The following is a 26,004-nucleotide window of genomic DNA, read 5'->3' on the forward strand; positions in this document are numbered from 1 at the left end:
CTCCCCGTTGCTGATGTTGTTTCGCTGGATAACCCGGCGCCGGTCGTTCAACGATGAGACGCAAAATATTGCGTCTCTACACCCCCGTTACTCATGAATATCTTTATAGAAACCATCGTTTCTACCGATTCTGCCAAGCGGGACCGGTCGTTTTACGATATCAGTAAGCAGCTAACAGTAAAGGAGTTGCTGGCGAACCTGCGGGAGCTGGACGAGTTCCGCAAGACGACACCTAGCTTGTACGATAAGGTCCGCGCCATTCTTTTCCTGTACGCGGGCTTCCGGTTTTTCCTGCAAGAGTCGAAGGATGTGCCAGCGGTTGGGCGCATCTCATACGCCGGCTTTGAGGATTTGCTAGGTCGTCGTTTCGAGCACGCTATCAGTACGTTCCTGCACGAGCTGGATGTGAACGGTCCGAGCGCGACGCTATTCAGCGCCCTGGCCGATAGCTACCACCACCTCTCGTTCCAGATTCTGGCCGACCAGGTGCGCAAGAGCGTGCGGTCGAGCAAGGGCAACCAGTGGATGTTCCGGGTGGGGCACCAAGCCGAGCACCCGATTCGCATTCACCCGCGGCTGTTGGAGCGGCCTGATGGCTCATTGTTCTACCCCGTGTTGCAGGAGCAAACCTCCGTGCGCATGGACCTGACGCACAGCGGCTGGTCGGATATCTTCTTCCTGGGTATGGACTACCCGGAAGGCGCCCGCGTCATCAACCTCTCGATAGACCTAGGTGTGTTCGGCCGCGACAAAGACATTCGGCCGCCGCTGAATGCCTACGTGCGCGTCATCCCCGAGCCGGTGCTGCGCGTTACCAGCATCGACCTGAACACGAGCAAGGACATCACGGACCTAGCCGACCTGTTCAACTTCGGCAACGACTACCTGAGCCTGGTGAAAGCCGGCATCATCGCCTCCGGTCTGATTCCGCCGTCGTTTGAAGGTACCAATCAATCCTTACCCGAAATTCTGGCGCGCATCGTGGCGCCGGGTATGGGTATCGAGCTGGTAACCAAGGTGAATGACATTCCGAAAGGCTCGCGCTTTGCGGTTTCGACCAACCTGCTGGGCTCCATTATCAGCTTGCTGATGCGTGCTTCGGGGCAGACCAAGAACCTGGAAGGTGGCCTCGACGAACCCGAGCGTCGCTTGGTAGCTTCGCGCGCCATCTTAGGTGAATGGATTGGCGGCTCGGGCGGCGGTTGGCAGGATTCGGGCGGCGTGTGGCCGGGTATCAAGGCCATTCAGGGCACTTTCGCGCAGCCCGGCGACCCGGAGTTTGATATCAGCCGGGGTACGCTGCTGCCGCGCCACCGCGTGTTGCAGGGCGAGGAAGTGCATCCGGAAATGGAGGAGCGCATCATGAACTCGCTGGTGCTCATGCACGGCGGCATGGCGTCCAACGTGGGCCCGATCCTGGAGATGGTGACGGAAAAGTACCTGCTCCGCGGCACCCGCGAAACCCTGGCCCGCCAGCAGACCAACGAGATTTTCGACAACATCCTAGGTGCCATTCGCGAGGGCGATATTCAAAAGCTAGGTGCCAACACGGCCCGCAATTTTGAAGGCCCGATCAAGACCATCATTCCGTGGGCGTCGACCTTCTTCACCGAGGAGTTGATTCGCAGGGCGAAGAAGCGCTTCGGTGATGATTACTACGGCTTCCTGATGCTCGGTGGTATGTCGGGCGGCGGCATGGGCATGTTCGTGAACCCGGCGCACTACGAAGACTACAAAGTGCGCGTGCTGGAGCTGTTGCGTGAGACGAAGAAGGAACTCTCTGATTCGCTGCCGTTTGCCGTGGAGCCGGTGGTGTACAACTGGAACATCAACCCGAAAGGCACCTGGAGCACCTTGCACACCGGCATCGACGCGCTGATGCCGGAGCAGTACTACGCCATTCAGGTGTCGGACTTGGTGAAGAAAGACCCGGCCACGATTTCCTACGTGCGCCGCGCCGAAATCGACTTCTTCACCACGCACTGCGAGCAAAACAACCTAGCTTATCCGCTGCTGCGCACTATCGTGAGCAACCTGTTCAAGGTGTCGGACCCGAGCACGCAGGGCAACCGTAGCGCCGAAAACGAGAAAGCCGACCGCATCAAGAAGGAAAACGGCTTCGACTACGTGCAGCACGAAGACCTGCGGGAAGAGCTGCAAAAAGGCCGCATTGGTTTGTCGCGCAACCGCCTCTCGGCCGAAACCACGATTGAAGACGTGAAGCCCGGCGATGTGGTGCAATTTGAAGAGTTGCAAGAGGTAACGCAACGTGGCGAAGAAGCCATTCGGGCCGGAAAAGTAGCCGTGATGAGCCTGGCCGCCGGCGTAGGTAGCCGCTGGACCAAGGGTGCGGGCGTGATTAAGGCCTTGAATCCATTCGTGGAAATCGATGGCCGGCACCGCAGCTTCCTGGAAATTCACCTGGCCAAGACGCGCAAAGTAGCGGCGCAGTATAATGCTGTGATTCCGCACATTGTGGCCACGAGCTACCTCACGCACGCGCCTATTCAGAAGAAGCTAGCTTCGAACCAGAACTACGGCTACACCGGCCCGGTACTGCTGTCGGAAGGCCGCTCGATTGGGCAGCGCTACGTGCCTATGGAGCGCGACCTGCGTTTCCTGTGGGAGGAAATGCCCCAGGAAACCCTCGACGAGAACAAGCAGAAAGTGCGCGAAGCCGGCCGCCAAAGCATGATTGCCTGGGCCAAAGGCAAAGGCGAAGGCTCCGACTACGTGGATAACATTGCCGCGCAGCGCTTCTCGCCCCTGGGTCATTGGTACGAGGTGTCGAACCTGCTGCGCAACGGCACGCTCGCCCGCCTGCTCCGCGAGCAGCCGCAGGTACAAACCATCATGCTGCACAACATCGACACCCTAGGTGCCGATGTGCACGCCGCCGCGCTTGGCTACCACCTAGCCTCGGCCAACGTGCTGACCTTCGAAGTAATAGCGCGCCGCATCGAGGACCGCGGCGGCGGGCTTGCCCGCGTAAACGACCGGGTACGTCTATTGGAAGGCCTGGCCCAGCCCCGCGAAGACGATGAGCTAGCCCTGAGCTACTACAACTCGATGACGACCTGGATTCAGATCGATCCGCTGCTGGCGCTGTTCGGCCTGACCCGCGAAGACCTGCAAACCGGCGATGACGCTCAACTCGCCAAAGCCGTGCGCAGCGTCGCCCACCGCATCCCGACCTACGTCACGATTAAAGACGTGAAGTACCGCTGGGGCCACGGCCAGGAAGACATCTACCCCGTAGCCCAAATCGAGAAGCTGTGGAGCGACATGTCGGCCCTGCCGGATGTGAAGTGCGGCTACATCGTGGTGCCCCGCCAGCGCGGCCAGCAGATGAAAGACCCCGCCCAACTCGACTCCTGGGTGACGGATGGCAGCAAGGACCATGTGATTTCGCTCGGGGTGTTTAGCTAGGTATGTAGCGCGGACTTTGTAGTCCGCGAGTGGCAGAACGTTGTAGCGCGAAGCTCCCGCTTCGCGTATCGTTGAACGACTTGGTTGGATATATACCAACGATTGCCGTTCAACGATGCGCGAAACGGGAGCTTCGCGCTACATCGCTATCAGCGCCAACAAATCACGCGCAATACCCGGCCACGGTTGATTCAGATCGATCGTAACAACCCGCACCGGGTGACCACCTAGGGTATAGCGTAGGTCAACTTTCTGCGTGGCTGCCGGGTACAGCAAGATGCCTTCGAGCTGCTGACCAGCCTCTAAGGGCTGATTCTGGAGGTAAGCGTAGAGCTGATACAGGTGCGGCGCGATAAGGCGCTGCCGGTCGTAGCGCTGGCGCAGGGCGGTGGCGTAGTACTTGGTGTCCAGGATGATCTTGCGCGCCGCTGATTCGAGCGTTGTGTCCGTAATCATGGCGGGCAGCAGGTGCATGTCGGCGGGTTGCTCGGCGTCGGCTTGCCAAGCAATGGTTTCCGACAGCACCCGAAACTGCCGCTGCTCGTGGCGGTAGAAGTTGCGTACGAACGCTTCGAAGAGCTGTGCCATCAGGCGCTCGTCGCGACGGAAGTCGCGGAAGCGGGTGCGACCAGTGGCGTCGGGCTCGGGTAAGGCGCTATGGTAGATCAGCTCACAGACGTTGAGCAGGAAGCTTTCTGGGCCACTCAGGCGCTGGCGGCGTACTTGGCGCAGCGTGTGTTGCGTGAACGGCGCAGGAGCTAGCTTAGCCGGAAAACGACTGCGTAAAAGCCGTAGCTCGTGGCGTTGCGCGCTTGGAAGTAAACGGCTGCGTGTCAGTTGCTCAGTTGTGCCGAGCAACAAGCGGTTGAATGCTGAGTCAGGACCTAGCTCATCGTAGGCGCACACAGCGCGGCCTTGGCGCAGCAGGTCGCGGTGCAGGGTGGGGGTGAGCAGCAGGCGGCCGCGCAAAGCCTGTACTTCCTCCTCGCGCTCCGTATAGACGTTCTTCAAACTTTGCCGCAGCAGTCGGCGCGTGCCGGTGAGCAGCACCTGCGCCAGCAGCTCCAGCGGTCGGTGAAACTCAGTAGGTGAGGTAGTTACCAGCTCGTCGCGCTCCGGCAGGCGGTTCCAGGCGTAGCAGAGCAGGTAGTATAGATTTTGGATGGGAATCATAGGAGGAATGTAGCGCGAAGCTCCTGCTTCGCGTGTCGTTGAACGACTAATACCGGTGGCTTTTCAACGATTGTCGTTCAACGATACGCGAAGCGGGAGCTGCATTACGAACCAGCCAGCAACCGCTTCTTGTGTGCGGCAGCTTTAGCTGGCTGATCAAGCCAATAATCATCCAGCAGCGGCGCAACTTCCTGCTCCAGAATCAACGTAAGCCACGCGTCAGCGGCGCTTGGTTCAGCAGGTGGCTGGCAGAAGTAGCTATGACCAATCTGGAAATCTGGACCTAGCTCGGGGTCGTCGGCAATGGCTTGATTCAGCTCTGTAAGGCGCGTTATCAGGCGTTGGATCACTGCTTCAGGAACAGCTCTTTCGACTAAAGCTTCCTGCAAACGACCACCAAACTCAGGCTGTAGCGGCACGAAGGCGAAGCGTCGGCGCAAGGCGTAGTCGAGCGGCGCAAGCGAGCGGTCAGCAGTATTCATCGTGCCAATCACAAACACGTTCTCCGGCACAAAAAACCTAGGTTCATTGGCTGCTGCATACGGCAAGCGCACGGCGTGGGCGGGGCCACGCTTATCGGCTTCCAGCAACAGCAGCAGCTCGCCAAAAATCCGGCTCAGGTTGCCGCGGTTGATTTCATCAATTAGCAGAAAATAAGGCTGTTCGGCATCAGCGGCGGCTTTCCGACAGAAATCGAGCAGCACGCCGGGTGTGAGGCGAAACGTGCCTTTCGCGTCGGGTCGGAAGCCTTGCACGAAGTCTTCGTAGCTGTAGCTCGGGTGAAACTGCACCAGCTCGATGCGGCTGGCATCGGTGGCACCTAGCTCCAGCCAAGCCAGCCTTCTGGCTAAGAACGTTTTGCCGGTGCCGGGCGGGCCTTGCAGTATCAGGTTGCGCCTACGGTGCAAGGCTGCAAGCGCATTATCCAGCTTTTCTTCACCGATAAACAACTCCGCCAGAGCCGCCGCACGATCATACGGCGTGGCCGGCTCCGGAGTGCCATAGCTAGGTGCCGGCTCCTCTACCTGCACGGCAGGCGGAGAAGCTAGCTTCGAGACGTTGGCAGTCGCATCAGCAGCGGGGCCCGTGTACAAATCGCGCATAGCTTCCTGGGCCGCTACGTCGCCATCGAGGGGCGAGTTGGCGAGCGTGGGGCGCTTGGCGGCTACCGTGAAGTCCAGCTGTTCGAGCAGTCCGTTGGTGGGTGCGCCTGCCGGCAAAGGCCAAGTGGCGTCGGGCTGATCGGTGGCCAAACGGTAGGCTAGCTGCACCACCGGCCGCGGCGGGTAGCGCCGCCCTTTGTACACCAGATCGTACACTGTGCTGGGCCTCAGTTGGATACCTTCGCGCTCGATGTGGCGGATGGCGCGCAGCACATGGTCGCGGGTGAGGTCGGAAGGGGCGAGCGTATCGGGCATGTAGAGCTAAAGGTACAGGCTAAAACATGCAGACCGTCGGGAAGGCTCCCGTTCAGATTCGTAAAATTGGAAATTCCACAAGAACTGTCATTCCGAGCTAAGCGGGGAATCTGGTAACGCTGCTGGGGCAACTCAGATTCTTCGTCTCTGCTTGATACGCAGAATGCTCGGAATGACATCAAACTTTAGCTTTCTTGCCCCTTCATTATACGTGCTTTCGCTATGCGCACCTTCAACTGGGGCATCATCGGGCTAGGCAGAATCGCCCACAAGTTTGCCGAAAACCTAGCTTTGCTACCCAACGCTCGACTCTACGGCGTGGCCTCGCGCACGCAGGCGAAAGCCGACGAGTTTGCCACCCAGTTCGGCGCTGCGCACGCCTGCGGGAGCTACGAGGAGCTGCTGCAATTGCCCGACCTGGATGCCGTGTACATTGCCACGCCGCACTCCGAGCACCATGCCAACACGCTGCTGTGCCTGCGGGCCGGGGTGCCGGTATTGTGCGAAAAAGCCTTTGCCCTCAATGCCCGGCAAGCCGCCGAAATGATTGCCACCGCCCGCGAGCAGAAGGTATTCCTGATGGAAGCCTTCTGGACACGCTTTTTCCCGGCCGTCAAAGAGGCACTGAAGATCGTGCAATCAGGAGAGCTGGGAGAAATAAAGCACATCGTGGCTGACTTTGGCTTCAAGGCGCCTTACAACCCGGAAGGCCGCTTGTATAACCCAGCGCTGGCAGGTGGCAGCTTACTCGATATTGGTGTTTACCCGCTGTTTATCAGTAAGCTCCTGCTAGGAAATCCGACGGAAGTAAAAGCCGTGGCAACTTTCGCCCCAAGCGGGGTGGATGCGAACTGCGCTATTTCCTTCGCTTACACCAGTGGCGCTACGGCAAGCTTATTCTCCACCATTGCGGCCCAAACGGATACCACCTGCCACATCTATGGCACCGAAGCCAGCCTGCGGCTCAATGGCCGTTTTCACGCCCCCGAGGGTCTGACTGTGTACCGCGAGGGCGAAGAGCCTAGGGTAATTAACTGCGAAAAGCTAGGGTACGGTTACGCGTATGAAGCCCACCATGTGCAGGAATGCCTAGAGCAAGACTTGTTGGAAAGCCCGCTGCTGCCGCTCGGTTTTAGCTTGGAGCTGATGCAGTTACTGGATCAGATTCGGGCGCAAATTGGCTTGCGCTATCCGGGAGAGGGCTGATCTAGCTCTAGCCTTGGGTGGTTGTTACTCCACAGCTACTCTACGCCCACCGTACGCCGAATACCTAGCTTTTTCATGCGGGCTTCCAGCGTTTTAGCGTTGATATCGAGCAGTACGGCCGCGCCGTTGGGGCCACTGACCCGGCCGCCTGTGCGCTTCAGCGCCGCCAGAATATGGTCGCGCTCCTGGTCACGCAACGTTTTGATGGGGGTATTATCTGGGAGCGGAACGGGCGGTGAAGCTTGCGCGGCCGCGGCCGAAAAGCCTGCAAACTCCAGAAAGGGGCCCGTCGAGACAATAACAGCTTGTTCCAGCACATGCTCCAGCTCCCGGATGTTGCCGGGCCAGCTATACTGCTGCATGGCGCGCAAGTCCCGTTCGCGCAGGCCACGCACGGGCTTAGCTAGCTTCTTGGTCAGGCGCTCCAGGAAAAAGCGAATAAGCGGTTCAATATCTTCCGGCCGCTCGCGCAAAGCGGGCAGCCTGATCGGAAAAACGTTGAGGCGGTAGTACAGATCGGCGCGGAAACGGCCGGCGGCAACCTCATCTTCCAGCACGCGGTTGGTGGCGGCAATCACGCGCGCATCGGTCTTGATGACGCGCCGTCCGCCGATGCGCTCAAACTCCTTTTCTTGTAACACGCGCAGCAGCTTGGCCTGCAAATCTAGCGGCAATTCTCCCACTTCATCCAGAAAGATAGTGCCGCCGTCGGCTAGCTCAAATTTGCCGATGCGCCGGTCCACGGCACCCGTGAAAGCGCCTTTCTCGTGCCCAAACAGCTCACTTTCGATCAGCTGAGCCGGCAAAGCCGCGCAATTAAGCTTGATAAGGGCACGCTCCTTGCGTGGCGAAAGATTGTGCAAGGCTCTGGCAGCTAGCTCTTTGCCCGTGCCTGTTTCGCCCGTAATCAGCACCGTCGTGTCGGTGGGCGCCACCTGCGTCAGACGCGTAAGCGCCGGCTGCAGGGCCGGGCTGTTGCCGACAAACTCGCCAAAGTTGGCGGTGGTGTTAATTTCGTCGATGAGGTAGGTACGCTCCCGCTCCAGTTGCGCCCGCAGGCTCTCGATTTGCTCGAAAGCAAATAAGTTCTTCAGCGCCAACGTAATCTGCGGCACCAATCCCATGATCAGTTCTAGGTCTTCCTCAGTGAAGTTGCTATCCTGCTGGCTTGACAGGATGAGCACGGCTGCCTGATCGTCGCGTACCCAAAGCGGCGCGGTTAAGATGGAGTAAGTACCATAATTTCGCCGGATCTGGTCGAACAAGCGGTAGTGCTGAGCTAGATCAGCGAACTGCTCGCCCGCATACAAAGCTGGCTTCAGGAACAGCTCAAACGCTTCCGCTTCCATCTGGTGATAATCCGGCACGTCATTCCAGCGGTTTGGGTCGAGCGGTTCGAAGGTAGTGCTTCCAGGCTGTTTACGTAGCTCTACAAAGGCCTCGCGGGTCCCACCGCGCCGCTGAATTCGCACGCCAAAGTAATCGTAGGGTACTACGCGGTTGATTTCACTAGCCACCCGCTGAAAAAGCTGCTCTCGCTCCTTAATGGTCAGTAGCGCGTTATTAACGGCTAGCTGAATGGTTTTTTCCCGCTCGCGCCGGGCAATTTCCTCGAAGGCAATGGTATTGCTGACCGCTACGGCCACCAGGCTGCTGATCTTTTCCAGCAGCGTCACATCAGCCTCACCGAAATGTGGATGCTTGCGCGAAGCTAGGCACAGCAGGCCTACCTGCGTGCCACCCGTGCGCATCGGCGCAATAGTGATGTAGTGAATGCCCTGGTCTACCATCAAAGAGAAGGGCGAGTCCGGGTACCGATTCAGCACATCCTGGATAGCTATTGTGTGTACTTCCGGGTTGCGCAGAAAGTACTCGGTGGCCGTGCCAGCCACTAAGGTAGGTTTATTGCTGCTGTGCTTTGGAGTTAAACCACTGACGGTTAAATAATCACGAAAAAAAAGCCGTCGGTAGCGACCCTCCGGGTCAAGAGTGACAATGACGATGGTGTCGAAGGGGAAAATCAGCCGCAGTTTCTCGGTTACGATCTTAAACAACGACTCTTTGTCGCGTGTAGTAGCAATAGCTTCGTTCAGGTACAGCAAAAGCGACTCATCCTGGTTGGAGGTCGAGGTAGCTGCCGATGATTTTTCAGACATATAGCGAACGAATAAAGGTCTAAAAAGAAGGATAAATGCTCCTGTAAAAGTACTGCCAAGATTACTATTATTCCTATTATTTGAGGAAATGTAGTCAGTAATTCCTTAAATAATAGGAAAATAAAGGCTGCTTATTATACTTTTTAACACAACATTAAAATTATTTTAATGTTTTTTTATTCTCATTATCAAGTATTTACAACGATTAAAGTCCTTTTAATAGGGGCTGGCACAAGGTTAGGTAATAGGTCGGTACCAACAAGTCGTACACACGTATGCATTTTCGACCTCAACTTGCGACATCTCTGCTGGCCTTTGGGCTTCTAACAGCGGGTGCAGCACAAGCTCAAACAGCCGTTCCGGCTGACTCCCTGACGCTGGATGCTACCATCCACGCGGTACTGGAAGCGAATCCTAACCTTCTAAGTTTACAAGAGCAGGTAAATGCGGCTCAAGGGCGCGTGGCGCAAAGCCGTACCGGCTACCTGCCTTACGTAACGGGTACGGCCACGTATACTCGCGTCGATCCGGTAGTAAAGCTGCCTTTCCCGAGTGCTGATGGCGGTACGACCGTTTTCCAGCTAGCTCCTAACAACAACTACGACACCCACATCACGGCGCAGTATATGCTGCTGGATTTTGGGAAAAATGCTGCCACGGTGAACGCCGCAACGGCAGCTGCTACAACCGTAGCTGATAACGTGATTACCGGCCAGCGCGACCTAGCTTACGAGGCCGTACAGGTATATTATTCTATTCTGTTCTTGCGCCAGGGCATCCGGGTGCAGGAGGCGCAGATTGCCTCGCTTCAGCAGCACCAGCGCGAAATGGAAAAGCGCGTGCAGGGAGGCGTGAGCACGCAATTCGACGTGACGAGTACCCTGGTGCGCATTGCCCAGGCACAAGACGCTCGCATTGATCTGCAAAACCAGCTGCATAATCAGCAGGCGGAGCTAGCGCGGTTGCTGCACCGCCCCGAGTACGCGGAAGTGCCGGTACGTGGCGCCTTCAACTACAACCCGCAGCAGGTAGATGTGAATGCTATGTTCGCGCAAGCCGCTGAAAATCGGCCGGAGGTGAAAGCCGCCCGCGACGCCGAAGCTGCTGCTACGGCACAGCTACGCCTCATCGAGAAGAGCAACTTGCCTAGCCTAGGTGCGCAAGCCCAGGCGGGGGGTAAGAACGGGTATGTGCCTGAGTTGAACAGATTCCGGGCTAACTCGCTGATTGGCGTACAGCTAGCAGTGCCGATCTACGACGGTAATCGCAACAAGAACCAACGGGTAGAAGCTTCGGCCAATATCCGGGCGGCGCAGGCTCGCATTCAGGACACGCAGAACCGCGTGCGCTCCGACGTGCAGCAAGCCGTGAATAACATGCAGTCGAGCAGCGCCCGCTACGACAACTCGACCGTGCAAGTGAACCAGGCCACTGACGCCCTGAACCGGGCCAAGTCGCGCTACCGCTACGGCGTAGGTACCAACCTCGACGTGCTGGACGCTGAAACACAACTGGCCCAAGCGCGCCTGTCGCGCCTGCAATCTATCTACAACTACACTATCGGTCAGTACCAGCTCAAGCGCGCCACCGGCGAGCAGATCTGGTAAGGAGTAGTCTGAGTAACTGAGTAGCTGAGTAATAGCAGGCTACAGAAATCAGTTACTCAGCTACTTAGTTACTCAGTCACTTTTTCATGAATCTCACCACTGTTCTTTGTCCGCTTGACTTTTCGGCTGCTTCGGCGCCGCTCATGCGGTACGCTACGGCCCTGGCTGTAGCCGCGGGTGCTGAGCTGCGGCTGATCCATGTGCTGGAGCCCCAGCCAAAAGTGCTGACGCCTTCCGCTTCGCACGACCTGGAAGTGGCCCGGCAGCTCGCTACCTACCGGGCAAGCGCCGAAGAAGCCGGCGCTCGGGTGAGCACCGTGCTGCTGCAAGGCGAGGCCGCCACCGAAATCGTGGCCGAAGCCAAGCGCCATCCGGCCGATTTGGTAGTTATCGGAGCACACGGCCAAACGGGGCTTACCCGCTTTTTGATGGGAAGCACCGCCGAAGCCGTTGTCCGGGCCGCACCTTGCGCCACTTTACTCGTAAAACCTTGTGCGGCTGATACTCAGTATCGTCAGTCAGCGTAGTTCACTCAGAATAGGCGTACGCAGGCTAGCTGCCTTCCTTGGAACCTAGCTTTCGAAACGCATTTCATTCTCATTCTCTTTTCCCTGAATCTTATTCTCTAAGCTTTTCATATGGCAACCTCTGTTCAACACGATCCGGCCGTAGCGCCAAATCAAACCGCTGCTCAGCCCCTGGACGAGCAACCAGAAGGTCGTTCTAAGCGCCCCATTATTCTTGTTATCCTAGCCCTGATTCTGCTGGTGGGCGGCTACTTCGGGTGGCAGCGCTACCAGTTCGGCCAGACGCACGAAGACACAGACGATGCCCAGGTAGAAGGCGACGTATATCCGATCATCCCTCGTGTAGGTGGCCCAGTGCTGGAAGTGAAAGTAGATGATAACCAGGTCGTGAAGAAAGGCGACGTACTGATTACCATCGACCCCGCCGACTACCAGCAGCGCGTGGATGCTGCTGAAGCAGCTCTAGCTGCCGCCGAGGCCAATGTGACCGCAGCTCGCACTGCTATCGGTACGGCCCAGGCTAACGTAAGCGCTGCTCGTGCCACTATTGGTGTGAGTGCCGCCAACCGCGCCCGCTTGCAGAAAGATTTGCAGCGCAGCACCTTCCTGCGCAAAGAAGACATCATCCCGCAGAGCGACTACGATGCGGTGCAGGCTAACCTGCAATCGACAACTGCTCAAGCTGCCACGGCGCAGCAGCAAGTACGCGTAGCTAGCCAGCAAGTAGCCTCAGCGCAGCAGCAAGTAGCCGTGGCACAAGCCGTGGTAAAACAGCGCCAGACGGACCTGAACAATGCCAAGCTGCAACTCAGCTACACCACCATCATGGCGCCGGTTAATGGTATCGTGAGCAAAAAAGGCGTGCAGCCTGGTCAGGTAGTAGCCCCCGGTCAGCAGTTGTTCGGCATTGTGGCCAGCGAGCGTACCTGGGTAATTGCCAACTTCAAAGAAACCCAGCTGGAAAACATGAAAGTAGGCCAGCTCGTGAGCATTGAGGTAGACGCCTATCCGAATGAGGAGTTCCAGGGCCACATCGAGTCGTTGTCGCCGGCTACGGGCGCCCGTTTTGCCCTGCTGCCTCCCGACAACTCGACCGGCAACTTCGTGAAAGTAACCCAGCGCGTACCTGTAAAGATCGTGCTCGATAAAGTAGACCCCGAGCACCCGCTGCGCGCCGGTATGAGCGTGACGGCAACGGTGAAGGTGAAATAGTGAAATGGTGAGGTGGTGAGTGGTGAATGGTGTGCTGGTAAGTTGTCGTACAAAAAACACCACTTATGCAAAGTATAGCCACATGCATAAGCGGAGTACTGATCTTGCTATCCCGCAATTTCATCACCTCATCATTTTGCTACCTCGCCTTCTTGCGAGCAACAGCTAGCACTGACAAAATTTCTAGGTATTCCTGCTCCAGGCTTTTTAGTCGAGCTTTGGAGATAATACCTGCGTCACCTAGTAATTCGAGCCAGAATAATGTTTCCTCTGCCTCTTCTACGCAAATACAGAGCTTGGCATACCATTCGGCTGTCGAGCGGCCTCGGCAGGCAGCACGAAAGTTGGCTGCAACTGAAGTAGCAGATCGTAGAAGCTGTTTGCTGATAACGCTGGCTTCAGCTGTGTTAGGCAGTTGCTGTGCTAAACGGATCACCCGCAAGGAAGCTTCTTTGGTCCGGGCGCGATACGTTTCATTGAACGATAAAGTAACTATAGCTTCCTCTCTCATTAAGTAATAAGGTGAATAGATAAGGCGAGTTTACAGCAAGTACAACACCAAACTCACCACTTCACTACTTCACCATTTCTCCGCATGGAAACTGGATTCACCAAATGGATTATCGTCATCACGGTGGTGATGTGCTGCCTACTCGAGCTGATTGATACCAGCATCGTGAACGTGGCCCTCACCCAGATGATGGGTAACCTTTCGGCTACGCAGCAGGAAGTAAGCTGGGTGGTGGCCTCCTACGCCATTGCCAACGTTATCGTCATTCCGATGACGGGCTTCCTGGGCGAGCAGTTTGGTCGTAAAAACTACTACCTAGGTTCGGTTATTCTGTTTACGCTGGCCTCTATGGCGTGCGGGCAGAGCACCGATATCTGGGAGCTGGTCGCCTTCCGCTTTATTCAAGGCGTGGGTGGCGGCGCGCTGATGGCTACTTCGCAAGCCATTCTCATTGATACCTTCCCGCCCAACCAGCTGGCCCTCGGGCAGGCGCTGTTTGGCATGGGTGTGATTATCGGCCCCACGATTGGCCCAACTCTAGGTGGCTACATCGTAGACAACTACGACTGGCCCTGGATCTTCTACGTGAACGTGCCAGTGGGTATTCTCGCCGCCATCTTCACGGCCCTCTTCATCCGCGACCCCGAGCGCATCAAGAATGCCATTCCCAGACCGTTCCTCGAAATCGACTGGGCGGGTGTGTTCCTGCTGATCCTAGGTGTTGGCTCGTTGCAGCTGGTGCTGGAGCAAGGCGAGCGGGAAGACTGGTTCGAGGAGCCTTACATTGTGTGGTTTACCATCCTGACCATTATCGGTATGGTCGGCTTTATCTGGCGCGAGCTAACGGCCAAGCAGCCGATTGTCGACCTGCGGGTGTTGGGCAAAAGCCGCAACCTTGCTATTGGAGCCTTTCTGTCATTCATCCTAGGTTTCGGCCTGTTTGCGTCGGTGTTTGTGTTCCCGATCTTCTGCCAGCGCATCTTAGGTTTCTCGGCGGAGCAAACGGGTTACTTGCTGCTGCCAGGCGCCTTGCTTTCGGGCTTCATGATGCCGATTGTGGGTAAGATGATTCAGGCGGGCGTATCGCAGAAATTTATGCTTCCGGTGGGCTTCTTTATCTTCTTTATCTTCTCGTACTGGATGAGCACCCAGATCACGCCGATGGCTGGTCAAAGTGACTTCTTTTGGCCGCTTATGCTTCGCGGCCTAGGTTTGAGCTTGCTGTTCTTGCCTATCACCACGATGTCGTTGTCGGGTATTCGGGGTAAAGATGCTGGTCAGGCCGCTGGTCTTACCGGTATGATCCGCCAGCTAGGTGGTTCGTTCGGGGTGGCACTCGTAGGTACGTACCTGGAGCGTGCTACCATGCACAACCGCGTAGCGCTGCTACCGAATATTTCGCTCTACAGCAACGAAACGCAGCAGCGTCTGCAAGGCTTTATTGCCAACTTCATGTCGAAAGGCGCTGATCTGGTTACTGCTCAGAAACAAGCATATGCTGCCCTGGAAGGCACGCTGATGAAGCAAGTTGCCATCATTACCTACGCGCAGATCTTCCTGATGATCGGTGGGTTCTTCCTGCTTTGCCTGCCGCTAGTGCTGCTTATCAAGCGCGCCAACCCTGGTGAGAAAGTAGACCTGAACGCCGCACACTAAAGAGTGAAATAGTGAGATGGTGAAATGGTGAGTCTGATGTTCGAACTAGTTCCCCCTAACTACTTGAACGCTCCAATGCAGATGGCCCCGGCAACTAGTTGCCGGGGCCATCTGCATTGGAGGTAAGCTTCAAGAGCCGTTCGAACGTCAAACTCACCATTTCACCATCTCACTATTTCCCCTACTGATATTGCACGTAGAGCGGCTTGGGGGTGAGTTCGGCCAGCACTTCTTTGGCCGTCATCATGTGGTGCGGGGCGGGCCGGGGGTCGTACTCGTAGAAGAGCTTGAAGCCGGTGTACTGCACAGGCTGGGTCTGGATGTAGTCGTGGTACGAATCTTTTTTGAGGGTCGGGTTGCCCCAGCCATCCATGTGCATCACCACCTGCACCCTAGGGTCGAGCTTGATGTTTTTATAGTTCGTAATCATGCCCTGCGTGAAGCGATGTACGGTCAGTACTTTAGGCGGTAGGTTGTTTTCGCTCACGATGCGCGCCAGAAAGTTGATGGCGTAGTTCACGTCCTTGGCGTCGTAGGTCCCGATTTTTTTGCCAGGCCGCACGCCTTTGGTCTTCATCGCAAACTCTGGGTCGATGCCCATGTGCACGATTGGATCTTTCAGATACGGCTCCAGCTTGTGCAGCTCGTGCTCCAGGTCGCTCAAACCTACCTGCACATCCAGGAATAGAATGCAGTTGTGTTCTTTGGCCCAGCTGATGGTTTCCTCAATTGTCGCTTTGGAGTTCATCAGACGGTATTTGCCGTCTTTGCCGGCGGCGCCTTGGGCGGTGATAGTCACGCTGTGCAGGGCCGGCTGAACGGGTAAGCTAGAGTCAGCGGCTTGCCATTCCTTCAACACGCCCTCAAACTTGCGGAACATCTTTTCCTTTGGCTCCCGACCTAGGATGCCCATGCCTTTGGCTCGGATATTACCATAAAACGCCACGATGCGGTGACCGGGTAAAATGGCGCCAGGCAGCTGACCATTTTTTTTGGCAATCGAGTCGGCCCGAAGCGAATCGCGGCGCATAATGGCCAGCTTCAGCTTGAGACTGTCGACAGGGGCAGGAGTGGTGGGCACTTCGGCCGTTTGCTTGGTGTCAGGCTTGTCGCTCTCGGAGCGACTTCCGCAGCTTGGCAGGCTTGCCAGCGAAATAACGAGACCTAAAGAAGGTAGGAGAGAGGTAAAGGATCGGAAATAAGACACTGAAAAAAAGTAGTAAAATGAAAGAGCCGGCTCAAGTTACGAGTTTTCCGGCCTAGCGCGGGCCGAGCTCTTGTATTTTGCCCAGCAATCCTGTGTTATGCCGTGCCGGGTGACTGAGTGGCTTCGCACGGAGTGGCTGAGTGAAGTCATTGTCATCCTGAGGAACGAAGGACCTCCCTCCGATATACGACCACCTTCCTAAAAGCCTCAAAGCTCCTGATCAACCTAAGTGGTTCATCAAGGGCTTTGTGCTTAGCAGAGGGAGGTCCTTCGTTCCTCAGGATGACAAACGTTGTCAGGACAGCGCATTTTTACTCAGTCGCTCCACGGAAGTTACTGGTACTGAATGTACAGCGGGTCGGGCTTGAGGGCGGCTACTTCCTGCGGCGTCATGAGGCGCGACTCGTTGCGCCGGTCGTTTTTGTAGAAGATCTTGAAACCCGCGTACTGCACCGGCTCGCGCTGGATAAACTTGCGGTAGGAGCTGCGCTTGATGCTGGGCGTGCCCCAGCCATCCATGTGCATCACGATCTGTACCCTAGGGTCGAGCCTGATAGCCTGATAGTTGGTAAGCATATCCTGCCGGAAACGGTGCACCACCAGCACCTTCGGCGGCAGCTGGTTTTCGCTCACGATGCGCGCCAGGAACCGACGGGCGTAGTTGACATCCGCGGCATCAAACTCGCCGACTTCCGTGCCCGGCCGCGCCCCCGATTTCATCGAAAACTCCGGGTCGATACCTAGGTGTACGAACGGCAGCCGCAGGTATTTCTCCAGGCGCGGCAGCTCCTCGGGCAGCGTGCTCAGGCCCACCTGCACATCCAGGAATACCAGCGCGTGCTGCTCCCGGCCCCAGTTTACCACGCGCTCAATCACGGAATCGGGCAAGGCCATGCGGTATTTGCCGTCGGCGCCGGCGTCGTGCTGGGCAATGACGGCAATGGCGTGCAAGGCCGGCTGCACGGGTGTTTTCGGGTCGGCTTTCTCCCACTCCTGCACCTGCTTGCCGAGGCGGCGTAGCATTTCCGTTTTGGGGTACTGACCTAGCACACCCATTTTGGCGTGTACCGGGTTGCCGTAGTAAGCCACAATGCGGGTGGTGGGGAGCAGCGTACCCGGCAGCAGCCCACCCGCGCGAACCACAGAATCAGCGCGAAGCGAATCCTGGCGTACGAGCTGCTGCTTGATCTGGGCTAGCTGGGCAGGCGTGAGGGCGGCGCTGCGAACTTCCTGCTCGGTGCAGCCTGGTGGCACTGCCACGGCGCCAACCAGACTGAGAAGCAGCAGATTTAAGAAGAAGCTGAAGTTAAATGGAAACACCAGAAGTTAGTTGGTTCTAGGGCAAAGGTGGTTCTAAGATACGACCTCCCTAACAAGGTAGACTACAGAAACGCTCGCCTTTTTACTTTTTAATGATCAGTAGCACGTTGAATAGCAGAAAGGTAAGTCAGACGGTCGAAGCTAACCGGGACGGTATACGCCACCCGCACGGCTTGTCCTTGCCAGCGGCCTGGCTGCCAGTATTCGTGCAATGACCGTACCGCCCGCAAGGCCTCTTCATGCATGGCCCGCGCGGCCGCGGCTTGGCTGGCCGGTACCAGAATGCCTCTTGCTATCTGCGGATTTGAGATAGTGCCATCTTTTTCCACCACAAACTCGACAAACACAGCTCCGGTAAGTCCTGCCGCCAACGCCGCCTTCGGATAATGTAGGTTTGTCCTGAGGTCGCGCATAAGCTTCGCCGAACCGCCGGGGTACTCCGGCATCTGCTCGACATAGGCGTGAGGACCTTCCTGCTTACTGCGTAATCCCCACGGGAGAAGCTTCTCGGCTGGGGGCATAGGCGCTACCAGCCATCTTTTGTGTTTGGTGGGCGCGGTAGACGCTCCTGCTAGCTCAACGGCTTTCTCACAAGCCAAAGTCAGCAGAATCACAATGCCAACAGAAGCAACAACTGATTGGGTCCAGGGCCGGGGAGCAAGCGAGTGGCGTAGCATGGCGGTATGCGCTAGATTGAGAGGTAAGTAACTATACTGCTTAACGTTAACTGATTAGGAAGATACTTGGGTTTACTGCAGAAACCTAGGTATGGTTAGGCAGTAGCCTTTATGAAAGAGCGTGGGTTGTAGCGCGAAACAGATTTTCGCGCTACAAAACGGTGGCTTTCTATATGACCTAGGTGGTTTTCAGTAGATGTAGCCGGGGCTCTATCATTCATCTTAGGAAAAGCTGTATTCTCCTTCTAATCAGCTGCTAAAGCCGGTTTAGCGAATTTTTTGTGTTGACCTGGGTGTTATAAACCCAGATACGAACCCCATAAGCTAACTCCACTTGATCTTTAATAAATCTCGTTTTCAGCTCCGCAGCCTAGCCTGGTTTCTGGGGTTGACGTTGCTCGTAGCGCCTGCGCCGAGCTGCAAAAAGGACGTAACCCAGCCCGAGCCCACCGCTACTACGCCGTCGGCTCCCCAGACCGGCCAGCTCCTCAGCAGCACCCTCATCGGCGAATACTCGACCAGCGACCTAGCCGGCCGCATCGCGGAAGTGCCCTTGGCCGGAGCCTTGATCAAATATCCCATCAAGGCCTACAAGCTGACCTACAACACATTGAACACGGATGGAAAGGTCATCACGGCTTCCGGCGCTTTGTTGGTGCCGGTAGTGCAACAGCCGCTCGCGCTGCTTAGTTACCAGCACGGCACCATTCAACCTTCTTCCAGCGGCGACAATGGCCCTTCCGCTTACCGGCAGGGCAGCGACATCTGGTCGGCGGTGTCGGTGCTGGCCTCAACGGGCTACATCGTGTCGGCGCCTGACTACATTGGCTACGGCGCTTCCAAAGCCTATCCGCACCCGTATGAGCACGCTGCGTCATTGGCCTCGGCTTCGCTGGATATGATGCGGGCTGCCCGGCATTTCTGCGAGCAGCAGAAGGTGCAGCTAAACCAGAAGAACTTCCTGCTAGGTTACTCGGAAGGCGGCTTCGCCACCCTAGCTTTGCACAAGCTGATTGAGGAAAAATACGCCAATGAGTTTGCTGTAACCGCCTGTGCGCCAGGGGCCGGCGCTTACCACAAGTCGGCTTTTGCGGAGTATATCCTCAATTCTGACAAGCCGCTGAACTTCCTCAGTACCTACGTGTGGGTGCTCGATACCTACAACCGGGTGTACGGCATCAACCGGCTGCTGTCGTACTACTTCAAGGCGCCGTATGCCACGCAGCTGCAAGCCAATATGTTCAGCGACGTGCCCGATTATCCGAGCCAGCTCTTCACCGACTCGTTCCGCAGCGGCGTTCTGCAAAAGACGGATGCCAAGATGCTAGCCGCCTTCCGCGACAACGACATCTACGACTGGAAGCCGACTGCGCCCCTCGCGCTCTTCCACGGCACCGCTGATGATTACGTGCCGTTCTTCAACTCGCAGGATGCCTACAACGCCATGCAGGCCCGCGGCGCCAAGCAGGTAGAGTTGCGCCCGATTCAGGGCGGCAACCACTTCACCTCGGTTGCTACGTACACGCTGGCCGTTTACGCTTTCATCTCGCAGTATAACACGGAGCTGAAGTAGTTGATTAGCAATAGAATTGCCTAGCAGAAAAGGCCAGCTCTGCGCAGAGCTGGCCTTTTCTGTTAGGCAATTCTATGTATTTAAGCTCGTAATAATACGGCTCAGCCGTGCCGGTCGCCGTTTTTGCTGGCTTGGCCTTTTTCGGTGGGAGCGGTCATGCCGGTTCCGCTTTCCATGTCGCCGGCAACCCGATCCTGGAGGTTTTCGTCGGTGGCAATGTGCGGTTGGCTGGCCTGGCCCGACAGGCCACTACGGACTGAGCGGTCGTGGTCGGTGGAACCCGCGTGCTGGGCTTTTTCCGACGACTGGTTGCTGATTTCGCTATTGGCATTTGGGCCAGCTTTGGGGTCGTGTTGGCTGCGTTTTCCAGATTGCTTCGACATAATCGCAAAAGTTAGGGTGGTGAGAAGAAGCCAGGTCGCGTAGCGGCTTGCGTTGCCACGGCAACCTAGGAAAAGGTACGCCGTTTGGCAGCGGCTGTTGCGCCGACAACGAAAAAGATCATGGGCTTCTTTCTGAAGTACCTAGGTTGAACTAAGAGCCTGAGTAGCAGAAGCTAAACAGTAGCGCTTTCTCCAACACGATTACGGTTGCCCAGCGCCGCGTGCCGCAGCCAACAGCCCGCCAGCGCTGCCATGCCGCCAACCAACCCGCCGACGGTAGCCGTGACGAGCACCAGTGCCCAACTACTGCCGCCCAGCGGCAAGAGCTGCGCTACGCGGTGCGCAAGTAGGCCATCGTTCTGCACGTTCAGCCAGGTCGCAACGGCTGCCCAACCTAGCCCTACCCCCGCAAAGCCCGCCAGGAAGCTGCGCCCGCCCGTGCGACCTAGCCCGGCCGCCAGCAGTAAGGAAATAGGTGCTACAATCCACCACGGAAGGAAGGATTGGGCTATTGCGGCAACGATTAAAATGAGTAGGAAGAGAAGCATAGCTTAGAAATTGAATGAAAGATCACTCGTCACCGTCACAGGATATACCTCCTATTTTGTATGGAATTGGGGCTGGTTTCAGGCTGAACATAATGGGCAGCGTCAGGGACACGGCCACATTAACACCATTCTGACTACCTGGTAGCCACTGAGACATGCTCCGAACTACGCGCAGAGCCTCCAGATCGGCAGCCGGTAAGAGGCCGCGCATAATAGTAGCATCTTGAACTCTTCCTTGTGCATCAATCACAAAGCTTACAAATACCCGTCCTTGCACTCGGCCCGATTTCACTTCTTCAGGCAGTCGTACGTTTTGCGCAAAGTAACGGAGTACACCGCTGAACCCACCATTCGGATACTCCGGCATGTGCTCTACACAGAAATACACGCTACTCCTAGAGCTTGGAGCCTTTGTCGAAGCAGCCGAACCTAGGTCAGGTTGAGCACTCTGCGCCCAAACGGCTCTTGTTATCAGTGTCAGACAAAGTGCTACTGCGTATTTCATAGTGACGGCACAAATAGCAGTTAATGGGTTAGTACCCACGCCGCTTTTACCCGTGGGTTCTTTTCGTCGGCGGTGCGCAGGAACACCAGCGGATGCAGCTGGCCCGTACGCCACGTCTCAATCATGTCGTCGTAGAAAGGTGAGCCGGGGTTGCCGGATTCGCCGCCGGGGAACACGCCGTACGCCTGCACCTGCGGACCCAGGGCCACCACCATGCGCCACGAAGGGCCATTGCGCTCGGAAGTAGCATTCACGATACCCGCGCCGCCGCCCACATCCAGGTCCATGTGGCCGAAGCCGGGCAGCTGCGCCAAGTGCAGAATATCAGTGCTTTTCTGGTTGGCCCACGCCCACTTCGGGCCGAATGGACCAAACTTACGCGTGAGCGAATCGGTGGCAAACAGAAACGACTGACGCGCTAGGTCGGCCAGGGTTTCTTTGGCGGGCGTACGCGAGTCGTCGATCCACTGGGAGTTGGGTTCTTGCAGCAGGAGCGTGTTCGTCCGGTCGCGGGTGGGGTAGCGCATTTCCAGGCCGGTGGCTTTGCCGAAATCATCATCCCAAATGCGCTTTGCTAAGTTGTTGTACCAAAGCTCGAAGATGGTCGGGCCAGTGGCGTGCGCATCGTAGTAGAAGTTCCAGCTTTGCAAGGTGTTATACGCCTGTTGCTGGGCCGCCGAAAGCTGCGTAGGCTGCACCAAACCGAGCAACCTAGGGAGTATCAGGCGGGCATTCAAACCTAGGTTGTCGTTTTGCAGCACGCGCAGGCTGTCGGGCGTGGCGTGGTTCATGCGAGCCAGGCGCTCATTGATGCGGTGGCCGCGCTCGTAGTCGCCGTAGTTCCAGTTGAGGTAATAGGGATAGTCCTTAGGATTCGCGGAAAACTGATTCGCGGACGACACAAAGCCCCGCGGCGGGTTCTTTACATGCGGATTTTGCGCCGCCGGAATCCAGCCTTGCCAGTCGTACGCCGGATTGGTGCCGTCCAGAATAAACTTGCCCTGCTCTTTCCATTTTAACGGCAGTAAGCCATTAGGCCAGATGGCAATATCCTTCTGACTATCAGCAAAGATGAAGTTCTGGGCCGGCGCGCCGTAGGTAGCCAGGGCTGCGGTATAGTCCTGGTAGTTGCGGGCGCGGTTGAGGCGGTAGAAGGTCAGATACTCGTTGGCGGCGTCGTGGTTCGTCCAGCGCATGGCGTGCAGGATGGGCGTCTGCGGCAGAAAGGGCTTCTCGTTGTGGTCGTACACGATGGGGCCGTGGTGCGTGTAGAGGACCGTATCGAGGCGGTCGGGCAGCCCGCGCACTTTGATGCGCTCCACCACGCGACGCACGGGTTTCCAGCGGCCGTCGTGCCAGTACTCGCGGCGCGTGTTGTCCTTGAACTTCAACTGGTACCAGTCGAGCACGTCGGCGTAGGTATTGGTCACGCCCCAGGCTACCTGCTCATTGAAGCCAATAATGATGAACGGCGCTCCAGGAATTGCCACCCCGCACACGTTCACGCCCGGCGCGGCAAGCTGCGTCTGGTACCAGATGCTCGGCAGGTTAAGCTGCAAGTGCGGGTCGTTGGCAAGCAGCGGGTAGCCCGTCGCCGATTTGGTCCCGCTCACAGCAAAGTTGTTGGAACCTAGCTCGGGGTCAGGTTGATTTTGCGGCACCAAGGGCGAGTAATCCGCCTCAAAGCCGGCTGGCGCGGCGGGCACCGGCACCGGCTTGAAGTCGAGCGGCGTGCCTTCCGGAATCACTGGATCTTCGCGCATCGGATAATCGGGGAACAGGTCGCGCACCACCTCAGGGCCGTATTTGCCCAGGGCGTTGCTCAGGCGCAAGTCGTCGGAGCGGCCGGTGAGGTCGAAGGCCATGTACTTCAGAATCAGCGCGCATTTCAAAGGTTCCCACGGCTCCGGCGCGTAGTCGAGCAGCTTGTACTCGAACGGGTAAGTGCTGGGCGTGAGCGAGTTGATGTAGGCATTGATGCCATCAGAATACGAAGTCAGCACCGTGCGCACAGTCGGGTCAGCCATTGCCTTATCCAGCGACTTGCGGGCGCCATACGTCAGGCCCATGCGCCGGAAGAAACGGTCCGTTTCCAGCCGCTCTTTCCCTATAATCTCCGCCAGCCGACCCGCCGCGACGTGCGTGATGAAGTCCATCTGCCAGAGCCGGTCGCGGGCCGTGAGGTAGCCCTGAGTGTAGTAGAGGTCATGGTCGTTCTGGGCAAAAATGTGCGGCACCCGCTGGTCGTCGAAGCGTACCTGTACAGGTTGTTGCAGGCCAGGCAAAGCTAGGTTTTGCTGTGCCGGAAAGTCGTTAGCAGTTTCGCCGTTGCGCCAGAAACCCCGAAACGGACTTAGAAATTTGCCGAACGGCGGCACCGCACCGAGACGGGTATTCAGGGCCCAGGTCAGCGCAACAGTGACGAGCAGGGCGAGCAACGCTTTAAGCCAACGTATCATAGTCGGCAAGTAACAACCTGGAAGTTAATAAACAAGAAGGCGGTGTGAGGCCAGGCTTGCGGCGCAATAGGTTACCGCACCACCTGCACGTAGCCGCGCATACGCCGGCCACCGGGTTCTACTAACTGGTAGTAGTAAACGCCCGCCGCCAGCCCCGCCGCATCCCAATCCTGGTGATACGGCTGCGCGTGGTACACTTGCCGGCCCCAACGGTTATAAACGGTCAGCTCCGAGGCCGCACCCAGTCCCACAATTTCCAGCCGATCATTCAGGCCGTCGCCGTTTGGGGTGATGATGTTGGGCACAAACAACTGCTCGCGGCAATCGTAGAGGCGCACCCGAATGGTATCAGAAACGCTGCACCGGGGCGTATAAACCGTCACGGCGTACGTGCCGGAGCGCGTCGGGGTGAGTGTGGGCGCGGTCGAGCCATCCGACCAGCGGTAGCGCACGTCGCCGGGCAGCGTGGCGTTCAGCACCAACGGCGTTTGCTGACAAACCGCTGTATCCGGACCTAGGTTGAGCGCTGATGGCGTCAGGTACGCAACGTTGATCGAATCGCGCTGGCTGCCGCAGCCGGCGGTGCTAATGGCTTCCAGCCAATACGTGCCCGGCTGTGTCACCGTCAGCGTTTCCTGTATCGAGCCATCCGACCAACGGTAGCGGCTGCCCGGCACTACGAGCCGCGAGCGAAGCACCAGACGCTCCCCGGCGCACAGCACCGTATCCGGACCTAGCTTTACCTGCGGCAGCGCGGCCACGCTGACGCGCAGCGAGTCGCGGGTGATGCAGCCGCCGCTGTTGGTCATGTCCACCCAATACGTGCCCGCTGTCGTGACTGTGAAACTCGGCGCGGTGCTGCCGTTCTGCCAGCGGTACGTAGCGCCAGGCTGCGCGATATTCAGGCGGAGGGCAGTGCCAGCACACAGCGTCGTGTCGCGACCTAGGTTCGCTGTGGGGCGTGGGCGCACGTCCACGGTTTGGCGCAGCACCTGCCGGTGGTTTTTGCCAAACAACAGCGTGAGTGTCACGGCATACTGGCCGGGAGCGGCGTAGGTGTGCGTTGGCGACAGTTGGGTGGAGTGGTTACCGGGGCCGCTACCTAGGTCGCCAAAATCCCAGCGCACGGAATCGACGCCGTAGCTAGTCGGGAAATCAAACGCCAGCGCCTCGCCCTGGCAGGTGCCGCGCACGCCGAAGCGCCACAGGTCGCGTTGCAGAAACGTCGGTAGGGCGGCGGTGCTGCGGCCCGTGAGCGCCACGCCCTCGTCGGAGTAGCCGCAGGCAGGGGCTTTTTGGTTGGGTTCCGGAATAACTCCCAGGCGTGCCTCGCCTTCCAGCGTCACATAAATCCGCCCATCCGGACCTAGCTGCAATGCCGCGCCGCGCCGGGTGGCGCCGGTGCCGGGCGGCGTGGGCAAGGCCGTAACCGAGGCGGCTACATTCGGCGCCCCTAGGTCGTATTGGTAGATGGCGCCCGAAGCCGGCTCGGCAGTATACACCTTCGTGCCGTCGGGCGAAAACTCCACGCCCAAGCGGGCACTGTTGCTCAGCGAAGGCAGAACCACGGGGTTGACGATGCGGCCAGTAGCGGCATCAAAATCCAGCAGCTCCAGCAAGCCCCCCGAATAACCAACTGCGTTGAAAGCCGCCGAAGCCAGGTGTCGGCCATCGGGCGAGGCTTTTAGCTGCCCGAAGCCTTCCGCGAAAGCCGTATTGTGGCGAAAACCATCAGGACTGATGACCGGCGTTGCGTTAAGCCCGGCGGAAGTGAGCAGGTAAGCGAAGAACTGGTCCGCGTTCTGGTCACGGACGATAAGCCAGGCGTCGCGCTGGTTGCGGTGCGGCACCGCCACGAGCTGCACCGCCGCGCCCGACGAGCGTAGCGCTTCGCTCTGCACCACCGCGCCCAGGCCGCCGTGCTTACCCAGGTCCACCACCGAGTAGTAGAGGCCAAGCGTCGCGTCTTGTCCGGTGGTGGTAAAAACATAGAACAACGTCTGGCTGCCGGGCTGCCGAACGGTTAGCTGAATCGTATTCAACCTGTTGCCGGGCAAGCCGGTGCCGTTCACCATCGGTTGGTGCTGGCGGTTCCAGATGGTTTCGCCGTTGGTGTAGAACAGCAGGTTGCCCAAGGAGTCGGCCTGACTGCTACAGCCAATCTGCGCGTACAGCGCGCCGTCATTCACCGCCACGGGCGCGCCGCCGCGAAAATCCAGTCCGGCCCGGTCGCCGAAGTACCAGCGCGCCGCCTGCAGCTGCGCGTGAGCCGGTAGCGCTAACCCCAGCGCAAGCAGCAGAAAAGCTAGCTTTCCGAAGCGTTTAGCCATCCAGCAAAACCTGCCTGCCATACCAGACCCCGCAAAACCTCTAAGCATATCGTGTTCGGTGCAGCGCTTCCCTATTCTTCGCGAAGCTCGGAATGACAAACGAATTT

Annotated in this window: 19 protein-coding genes; 7 read left to right on the top strand and 12 right to left on the bottom strand. The window is 57.7% G+C overall.

The window, feature by feature from the left end:
- Positions 1-93: 93 nt before the first annotated feature.
- Positions 94-3,429: a UTP--glucose-1-phosphate uridylyltransferase gene (locus IEX74_RS07735; protein WP_188812773.1), complete on the top strand. Its 3,336-nt coding sequence runs from the start codon at positions 94-96 to the stop codon at positions 3,427-3,429.
- Between the two features lie 138 nt (positions 3,430-3,567).
- Here IEX74_RS07735 and IEX74_RS07740 read toward each other — a convergent pair whose 3' ends face one another.
- Both IEX74_RS07740 and IEX74_RS07745 read right to left on the bottom strand, forming a co-directional pair.
- Entirely contained in the window at positions 3,568-4,602 is a 1,035-nt protein-coding gene (locus tag IEX74_RS07740; protein WP_188812775.1) for a 5-methylcytosine restriction system specificity protein McrC, read from the bottom strand.
- Positions 4,603-4,706: 104 nt separating this feature from the next.
- Entirely contained in the window at positions 4,707-6,020 is a 1,314-nt protein-coding gene (locus tag IEX74_RS07745) for an AAA family ATPase (RefSeq protein WP_188812777.1), read from the bottom strand.
- Between the two features lie 222 nt (positions 6,021-6,242).
- Here IEX74_RS07745 and IEX74_RS07750 point away from each other — a divergent pair, with 222 nt between their 5' ends.
- Positions 6,243-7,226: a Gfo/Idh/MocA family protein gene (locus IEX74_RS07750; protein WP_188812779.1), complete on the top strand. Its 984-nt coding sequence runs from the start codon at positions 6,243-6,245 to the stop codon at positions 7,224-7,226.
- 35 nt (positions 7,227-7,261) lie between these two features.
- Here the strand turns inward: IEX74_RS07750 and IEX74_RS07755 are convergent, their stop codons facing one another.
- Positions 7,262-9,382: a sigma-54-dependent Fis family transcriptional regulator gene (locus tag IEX74_RS07755; protein ID WP_188812781.1), complete on the bottom strand. Its 2,121-nt coding sequence runs from the start codon at positions 9,380-9,382 to the stop codon at positions 7,262-7,264.
- A 275-nt stretch (positions 9,383-9,657) separates the two neighbouring features.
- Between IEX74_RS07755 and IEX74_RS07760 the strand changes: the two genes are divergently transcribed.
- The 3 genes from IEX74_RS07760 to IEX74_RS07770 all read left to right on the top strand — a co-directional run bounded on the left by IEX74_RS07760 (position 9,658) and on the right by IEX74_RS07770 (position 12,728).
- Positions 9,658-10,989, top strand: coding sequence for a TolC family protein (locus IEX74_RS07760; RefSeq protein ID WP_188812784.1), 1,332 nt, complete (start codon positions 9,658-9,660; stop codon positions 10,987-10,989).
- An 86-nt stretch (positions 10,990-11,075) separates the two neighbouring features.
- Positions 11,076-11,516, top strand: coding sequence for a universal stress protein (locus tag IEX74_RS07765; protein ID WP_188812786.1), 441 nt, complete (start codon positions 11,076-11,078; stop codon positions 11,514-11,516).
- A gap of 111 nt (positions 11,517-11,627) precedes the next feature.
- Positions 11,628-12,728, top strand: coding sequence for an HlyD family secretion protein (locus IEX74_RS07770; protein ID WP_188812788.1), 1,101 nt, complete (start codon positions 11,628-11,630; stop codon positions 12,726-12,728).
- A gap of 139 nt (positions 12,729-12,867) precedes the next feature.
- Here IEX74_RS07770 and IEX74_RS07775 read toward each other — a convergent pair whose 3' ends face one another.
- Positions 12,868-13,239: a four helix bundle protein gene (locus IEX74_RS07775; RefSeq protein ID WP_188812790.1), complete on the bottom strand. Its 372-nt coding sequence runs from the start codon at positions 13,237-13,239 to the stop codon at positions 12,868-12,870.
- 84 nt (positions 13,240-13,323) lie between these two features.
- Between IEX74_RS07775 and IEX74_RS07780 the strand changes: the two genes are divergently transcribed.
- A complete protein-coding gene (locus IEX74_RS07780; protein ID WP_188812792.1) occupies positions 13,324-14,895 on the top strand; it encodes a DHA2 family efflux MFS transporter permease subunit in 1,572 nt (523 codons plus the stop codon).
- 181 nt (positions 14,896-15,076) lie between these two features.
- On the opposite strand, the gene IEX74_RS07785 is transcribed toward IEX74_RS07780, so the two are convergent.
- The 3 genes from IEX74_RS07785 to IEX74_RS07795 form a co-directional block, all read right to left on the bottom strand.
- Positions 15,077-16,102 carry a hypothetical protein gene (locus IEX74_RS07785; protein ID WP_188812794.1) on the bottom strand — a complete coding sequence of 342 codons (1,026 nt, stop codon included), beginning with the start codon at positions 16,100-16,102 and terminating at the stop codon, positions 15,077-15,079.
- 333 nt (positions 16,103-16,435) lie between these two features.
- Positions 16,436-17,422, bottom strand: coding sequence for a hypothetical protein (locus IEX74_RS07790; RefSeq protein ID WP_229755146.1), 987 nt, complete (start codon positions 17,420-17,422; stop codon positions 16,436-16,438).
- Positions 17,423-17,511: 89 nt separating this feature from the next.
- Entirely contained in the window at positions 17,512-18,099 is a 588-nt protein-coding gene (locus IEX74_RS07795; RefSeq protein WP_188812797.1) for an energy transducer TonB, read from the bottom strand.
- Between the two features lie 334 nt (positions 18,100-18,433).
- On the opposite strand from IEX74_RS07795, the gene IEX74_RS07800 reads away from it, so the two are divergent.
- Positions 18,434-19,672: an alpha/beta hydrolase family protein gene (locus IEX74_RS07800; RefSeq protein ID WP_188812799.1), complete on the top strand. Its 1,239-nt coding sequence runs from the start codon at positions 18,434-18,436 to the stop codon at positions 19,670-19,672.
- 101 nt (positions 19,673-19,773) lie between these two features.
- On the opposite strand, the gene IEX74_RS07805 is transcribed toward IEX74_RS07800, so the two are convergent.
- The 5 genes from IEX74_RS07805 to IEX74_RS07825 all read right to left on the bottom strand — a co-directional run bounded on the left by IEX74_RS07805 (position 19,774) and on the right by IEX74_RS07825 (position 25,897).
- On the bottom strand, positions 19,774-20,055 hold the full coding sequence (locus tag IEX74_RS07805) for a hypothetical protein (protein WP_188812801.1): 282 nt from the start codon (positions 20,053-20,055) through the stop codon (positions 19,774-19,776).
- A 173-nt stretch (positions 20,056-20,228) separates the two neighbouring features.
- Positions 20,229-20,603 carry a hypothetical protein gene (locus tag IEX74_RS07810; RefSeq protein WP_188812803.1) on the bottom strand — a complete coding sequence of 125 codons (375 nt, stop codon included), beginning with the start codon at positions 20,601-20,603 and terminating at the stop codon, positions 20,229-20,231.
- Positions 20,604-20,625: 22 nt separating this feature from the next.
- A complete protein-coding gene (locus tag IEX74_RS23475) occupies positions 20,626-21,108 on the bottom strand; it encodes an energy transducer TonB (RefSeq protein ID WP_373285542.1) in 483 nt (160 codons plus the stop codon).
- A 20-nt stretch (positions 21,109-21,128) separates the two neighbouring features.
- Positions 21,129-23,567, bottom strand: a complete 2,439-nt coding sequence (locus tag IEX74_RS07820; protein ID WP_188812807.1) for a penicillin acylase family protein — start codon at positions 23,565-23,567, stop codon at positions 21,129-21,131.
- A gap of 71 nt (positions 23,568-23,638) precedes the next feature.
- On the bottom strand, positions 23,639-25,897 hold the full coding sequence (locus IEX74_RS07825) for a T9SS type B sorting domain-containing protein (protein WP_188812809.1): 2,259 nt from the start codon (positions 25,895-25,897) through the stop codon (positions 23,639-23,641).
- Between the last annotated feature and the right edge of the window lie 107 nt (positions 25,898-26,004).

Source organism: Hymenobacter cavernae (assembly GCF_014641455.1).
Lineage (GTDB): Bacteria > Bacteroidota > Bacteroidia > Cytophagales > Hymenobacteraceae > Hymenobacter > Hymenobacter cavernae.

Bases quoted from the DNA above. Each gene is read 5' to 3' on its own strand.
- IEX74_RS07735 (WP_188812773.1), top strand. From the start codon at position 94: ATGAATATCTTTATAGAAACCATCGTTTCTACCGATTCTGCCAAGCGG.
- IEX74_RS07740 (WP_188812775.1), bottom strand. From the start codon at position 4,602: ATGATTCCCATCCAAAATCTATACTACCTGCTCTGCTACGCCTGGAAC.
- IEX74_RS07745 (WP_188812777.1), bottom strand. From the start codon at position 6,020: ATGCCCGATACGCTCGCCCCTTCCGACCTCACCCGCGACCATGTGCTG.
- IEX74_RS07750 (WP_188812779.1), top strand. From the start codon at position 6,243: ATGCGCACCTTCAACTGGGGCATCATCGGGCTAGGCAGAATCGCCCAC.
- IEX74_RS07755 (WP_188812781.1), bottom strand. From the start codon at position 9,382: ATGTCTGAAAAATCATCGGCAGCTACCTCGACCTCCAACCAGGATGAG.
- IEX74_RS07760 (WP_188812784.1), top strand. From the start codon at position 9,658: ATGCATTTTCGACCTCAACTTGCGACATCTCTGCTGGCCTTTGGGCTT.
- IEX74_RS07765 (WP_188812786.1), top strand. From the start codon at position 11,076: ATGAATCTCACCACTGTTCTTTGTCCGCTTGACTTTTCGGCTGCTTCG.
- IEX74_RS07770 (WP_188812788.1), top strand. From the start codon at position 11,628: ATGGCAACCTCTGTTCAACACGATCCGGCCGTAGCGCCAAATCAAACC.
- IEX74_RS07775 (WP_188812790.1), bottom strand. From the start codon at position 13,239: ATGAGAGAGGAAGCTATAGTTACTTTATCGTTCAATGAAACGTATCGC.
- IEX74_RS07780 (WP_188812792.1), top strand. From the start codon at position 13,324: ATGGAAACTGGATTCACCAAATGGATTATCGTCATCACGGTGGTGATG.
- IEX74_RS07795 (WP_188812797.1), bottom strand. From the start codon at position 18,099: ATGCTACGCCACTCGCTTGCTCCCCGGCCCTGGACCCAATCAGTTGTT.
- IEX74_RS07805 (WP_188812801.1), bottom strand. From the start codon at position 20,055: ATGTCGAAGCAATCTGGAAAACGCAGCCAACACGACCCCAAAGCTGGC.
- IEX74_RS07810 (WP_188812803.1), bottom strand. From the start codon at position 20,603: ATGCTTCTCTTCCTACTCATTTTAATCGTTGCCGCAATAGCCCAATCC.
- IEX74_RS23475 (WP_373285542.1), bottom strand. From the start codon at position 21,108: ATGAAATACGCAGTAGCACTTTGTCTGACACTGATAACAAGAGCCGTT.
- IEX74_RS07820 (WP_188812807.1), bottom strand. From the start codon at position 23,567: ATGATACGTTGGCTTAAAGCGTTGCTCGCCCTGCTCGTCACTGTTGCG.
- IEX74_RS07825 (WP_188812809.1), bottom strand. From the start codon at position 25,897: ATGGCTAAACGCTTCGGAAAGCTAGCTTTTCTGCTGCTTGCGCTGGGG.